Genomic DNA, 5,085 nt, shown 5'->3' on the forward strand with positions numbered 1-5,085 from the left:
CAGACTTGTTATAGGATCAAGCCTTACGGGCAATTAGTATCAGTTAGCTGAACGCATTACTGCGCTTACACACCTGACCTATCAACGTCCTGGTCTCGAACGACCCTTCAAGGGGATCTAGTCCCCAGGGATATCTCATCTTAAGGCGAGTTTCCCGCTTAGATGCTTTCAGCGGTTATCTCTTCCGAACATAGCTACCCGGCGATGCCACTGGCGTGACAACCGGTACACCAGAGGTTCGTCCACTCCGGTCCTCTCGTACTAGGAGCAGCCCCCTTCAAATATCCAACGCCCACGGCAGATAGGGACCAAACTGTCTCACGACGTTTTAAACCCAGCTCACGTACCTCTTTAAATGGCGAACAGCCATACCCTTGGGACCGGCTACAGCCCCAGGATGAGATGAGCCGACATCGAGGTGCCAAACACCGCCGTCGATATGAACTCTTGGGCGGTATCAGCCTGTTATCCCCAGAGTACCTTTTATCCGTTGAGCGATGGCCCTTCCATACAGAACCACCGGATCACTATGACCTGCTTTCGCACCTGCTCGACTTGTCGGTCTCGCAGTTAAGCACGCTTATGCCATTGCACTATCAGCACGATTTCCGACCGTACCTAGCGTACCTTCGTACTCCTCCGTTACGCTTTGGGAGGAGACCGCCCCAGTCAAACTGCCTACCATGCACTGTCCCCGACCCGGATCACGGGCCAAGGTTAGAACCTCAAACAAACCAGGGTGGTATTTCAAGGACGGCTCCACCGAAACTAGCGTTCCGGTTTCATAGCCTCCCACCTATCCTACACAGATCGGTTCAAAGTCCAATGCAAAGCTACAGTAAAGGTTCATGGGGTCTTTCCGTCTAGCCGCGGGTAGATTGCATCATCACAAACACTTCAACTTCGCTGAGTCTCGGGAGGAGACAGTGTGGCCATCGTTACGCCATTCGTGCAGGTCGGAACTTACCCGACAAGGAATTTCGCTACCTTAGGACCGTTATAGTTACGGCCGCCGTTTACCGGGACTTCAATCAAGAGCTTGCACCCCATCATTTAATCTTCCGGCACCGGGCAGGCGTCACACCCTATACGTCCACTTTCGTGTTTGCAGAGTGCTGTGTTTTTATTAAACAGTCGCAGCCACCAGTTTATTGCAACCCCTTCACCCTCCTGGCGCAGGCCAGTCAAGCTACAAGGGCGTACCTTATCCCGAAGTTACGGTACCAATTTGCCGAGTTCCTTCTCCCGAGTTCTCTCAAGCGCCTTAGAATACTCATCTCGCCCACCTGTGTCGGTTTGCGGTACGGTCATCGTTAGACTGAAGCTTAGAGGCTTTTCTTGGAACCACTTCCAATTGCTTCGCTTCCGAAGAAGCTCGCGCCACACCCTTGAATTACGCACCCGGATTTGCCTAAGTGCCTTCTCCAATGCAGCGACCGGGACTTCCAACACCCGGACAACCTTCCGCGATCCGTCCCCCCATCGCATCTAACAATGGTGCAGGAATATTGACCTGCTTCCCATCAGCTACGCATTTCTGCCTCGCCTTAGGGGCCGACTCACCCTACGCCGATGAACGTTGCGTAGGAAACCTTGGGCTTACGGCGAGGGGGCCTTTCACCCCCTTTATCGCTACTCATGTCAGCATTCGCACTTCCGATACCTCCAGCACCCTTTACAAGGCACCTTCGCAGGCTTACGGAACGCTCTCCTACCATGCGTGCAAGCACGCATCCGCAGCTTCGGTATATAGCTTAGCCCCGTTACATCTTCCGCGCAGGACGACTCGATCAGTGAGCTATTACGCTTTCTTTAAAGGGTGGCTGCTTCTAAGCCAACCTCCTGACTGTTTTAGCCTTCCCACTTCGTTTCCCACTTAGCTATATTTGGGGACCTTAGCTGGCGGTCTGGGTTGTTTCCCTCTTGACACCGGACGTTAGCACCCGATGTCTGTCTCCCGTGATTGCACTCTTCGGTATTCGGAGTTTGCTATGGCGGGGTAATCTGCAATAGACCCCCCAACCATGACAGTGCTCTACCCCCGAAGGTGAGACACGAGGCACTACCTAAATAGTTTTCGGAGAGAACCAGCTATTTCCAGGTTTGTTTAGCCTTTCACCCCTATCCACAGCTCATCCCCTAACTTTTCAACGTTAGTGGGTTCGGACCTCCAGTACGTGTTACCGCACCTTCATCCTGGCCATGGATAGATCACCTGGTTTCGGGTCTACGCCCAGCAACTGAACGCCCTATTCGGACTCGCTTTCGCTACGCCTGCCCTATACGGTTAAGCTTGCTACTGAACGTAAGTCGCTGACCCATTATACAAAAGGTACGCCGTCACCCCTTACGAGGCTCCGACTGTTTGTATGCATGCGGTTTCAGGATCTATTTCACTCCCCTCCCGGGGTTCTTTTCGCCTTTCCCTCACGGTACTGGTTCACTATCGGTCGATCACGAGTATTTAGCCTTGGAGGATGGTCCCCCCATCTTCAGACAGGATTTCACGTGTCCCGCCCTACTTGTCGCACACCTAGTTCTTTCATACTGTTTTCGCCTACAGGGCTATCACCTGCTATGGCCGCACTTTCCAGAGCGTTCGGCTAACAATACAAATAAAGAGTGCAAGGCTCATCCCATTTCGCTCGCCACTACTTTGGGAATCTCGGTTGATTTCTTTTCCTGCGGTTACTTAGATGTTTCAGTTCACCGCGTTCGCTTCACATGGCCTATGTATTCAGCCATGGATACTCCAAAAGGAGTGGGTTTCCCCATTCGGACATCTACGGATCAAAGCTTGTTTGCCAGCTCCCCGTAGCTTTTCGCAGGCTACCGCGTCCTTCATCGCCTGTGATCGCCAAGGCATCCACCACATGCACTTGTTCGCTTGACCCTATAACGAGTCTGTCTCGTTACAGGTTGAGTTCTCGCGTTGTGCCGTATTCCAATTGAGTCAAACATAGAGTTCGAATCATCTTGAGATACATCGATACAATCACAACCCGGATAGTTTCCACGTCCATCTCAAGACGCTTCCGCTATCCAAATTACTTACTTCTTCCAGATTGTTAAAGAACGACAGCCGATACTTTCGTACCGCTCTGACTGGCTCAATCGCCAATGCAAAATTCTCGGTTCATCGTATGAACCAAGCACTTAGCGTTGGTGATTGGTGGAGGCAGACGGGATCGAACCGACGACCCCCTGCTTGCAAAGCAGGTGCTCTCCCAGCTGAGCTATGCCCCCATTGAGTACAGATACCCTCAGGTGTTACCGCCAGACAATGGTGGGTCTGGTTGGATTCGAACCAACGACCCCCGCCTTATCAAGACGGTGCTCTAACCGACTGAGCTACAGACCCCTGAGTCTGTCTTTAATTTACAGCCGATAAGCGTGAGCGCTCAACTTTGCGAGATAGCTCTGGAAAGGAGGTGATCCAGCCGCACCTTCCGATACGGCTACCTTGTTACGACTTCACCCCAGTCATGAATCCTACCGTGGTGACCGTCCTCCTTGCGGTTAGACTAGCCACTTCTGGTAAAACCCACTCCCATGGTGTGACGGGCGGTGTGTACAAGACCCGGGAACGTATTCACCGCGGCATGCTGATCCGCGATTACTAGCGATTCCAGCTTCATGCACTCGAGTTGCAGAGTGCAATCCGGACTACGATCGGTTTTCTGGGATTAGCTCCCCCTCGCGGGTTGGCAACCCTCTGTTCCGACCATTGTATGACGTGTGAAGCCCTACCCATAAGGGCCATGAGGACTTGACGTCATCCCCACCTTCCTCCGGTTTGTCACCGGCAGTCTCCTTAGAGTGCTCTTGCGTAGCAACTAAGGACAAGGGTTGCGCTCGTTGCGGGACTTAACCCAACATCTCACGACACGAGCTGACGACAGCCATGCAGCACCTGTGCGCCGGTTCTCTTTCGAGCACTCCCACCTCTCAGCAGGATTCCGACCATGTCAAGGGTAGGTAAGGTTTTTCGCGTTGCATCGAATTAATCCACATCATCCACCGCTTGTGCGGGTCCCCGTCAATTCCTTTGAGTTTTAATCTTGCGACCGTACTCCCCAGGCGGTCAACTTCACGCGTTAGCTACGTTACTAAGGAAATGAATCCCCAACAACTAGTTGACATCGTTTAGGGCGTGGACTACCAGGGTATCTAATCCTGTTTGCTCCCCACGCTTTCGTGCATGAGCGTCAGTATTGGCCCAGGGGGCTGCCTTCGCCATCGGTATTCCTCCACATCTCTACGCATTTCACTGCTACACGTGGAATTCTACCCCCCTCTGCCATACTCTAGCCTGCCAGTCACCAATGCAGTTCCCAGGTTGAGCCCGGGGATTTCACATCGGTCTTAGCAAACCGCCTGCGCACGCTTTACGCCCAGTAATTCCGATTAACGCTTGCACCCTACGTATTACCGCGGCTGCTGGCACGTAGTTAGCCGGTGCTTATTCTTCCGGTACCGTCATCCCCCGACTGTATTAGAGCCAAGGATTTCTTTCCGGACAAAAGTGCTTTACAACCCGAAGGCCTTCTTCACACACGCGGCATTGCTGGATCAGGCTTTCGCCCATTGTCCAAAATTCCCCACTGCTGCCTCCCGTAGGAGTCTGGGCCGTGTCTCAGTCCCAGTGTGGCTGGTCGTCCTCTCAGACCAGCTACTGATCGTCGCCTTGGTAGGCCTTTACCCCACCAACTAGCTAATCAGCCATCGGCCAACCCTATAGCGCGAGGCCCGAAGGTCCCCCGCTTTCATCCGTAGATCGTATGCGGTATTAATCCGGCTTTCGCCGGGCTATCCCCCACTACAGGACATGTTCCGATGTATTACTCACCCGTTCGCCACTCGCCACCAGGTGCAAGCACCCGTGCTGCCGTTCGACTTGCATGTGTAAGGCATGCCGCCAGCGTTCAATCTGAGCCAGGATCAAACTCTTCAGTTTAAACCTGTTACTGTTTTCGGTTCGGTTAAGAACCGGTCGCTCACTCAAAGCTGACAGGAATATGAATCACTTCATAAACCTGACTTACTTTAGTGTGAGACTCTTGATACTTTTGCTATCTGATCCGA

The 5,085-nt window shown here is 52.8% G+C and carries 2 tRNA genes and 2 rRNA genes; all 4 read right to left on the reverse strand.

The window, feature by feature from the left end:
• Positions 1-12: 12 nt before the first annotated feature.
• The 4 genes from ABY44_RS27775 to ABY44_RS27790 all read right to left on the reverse strand — a co-directional run bounded on the left by ABY44_RS27775 (position 13) and on the right by ABY44_RS27790 (position 4,957).
• A 23S ribosomal RNA gene (locus ABY44_RS27775) occupies positions 13-2,893 on the reverse strand.
• A gap of 277 nt (positions 2,894-3,170) precedes the next feature.
• Positions 3,171-3,246, reverse strand: a tRNA-Ala gene (locus ABY44_RS27780).
• A 38-nt stretch (positions 3,247-3,284) separates the two neighbouring features.
• Positions 3,285-3,361, reverse strand: a tRNA-Ile gene (locus tag ABY44_RS27785).
• A 63-nt stretch (positions 3,362-3,424) separates the two neighbouring features.
• Positions 3,425-4,957, reverse strand: a 16S ribosomal RNA gene (locus ABY44_RS27790).
• Together the 16S and 23S rRNA genes with 2 tRNA genes alongside form the textbook arrangement of a ribosomal RNA operon.
• Positions 4,958-5,085 lie beyond the last annotated feature (128 nt).

Source organism: Burkholderia sp. ZZQ-2, from assembly GCF_050768715.1.
Taxonomy (GTDB): Bacteria; Pseudomonadota; Gammaproteobacteria; order Burkholderiales; family Burkholderiaceae; genus Burkholderia; species Burkholderia cepacia.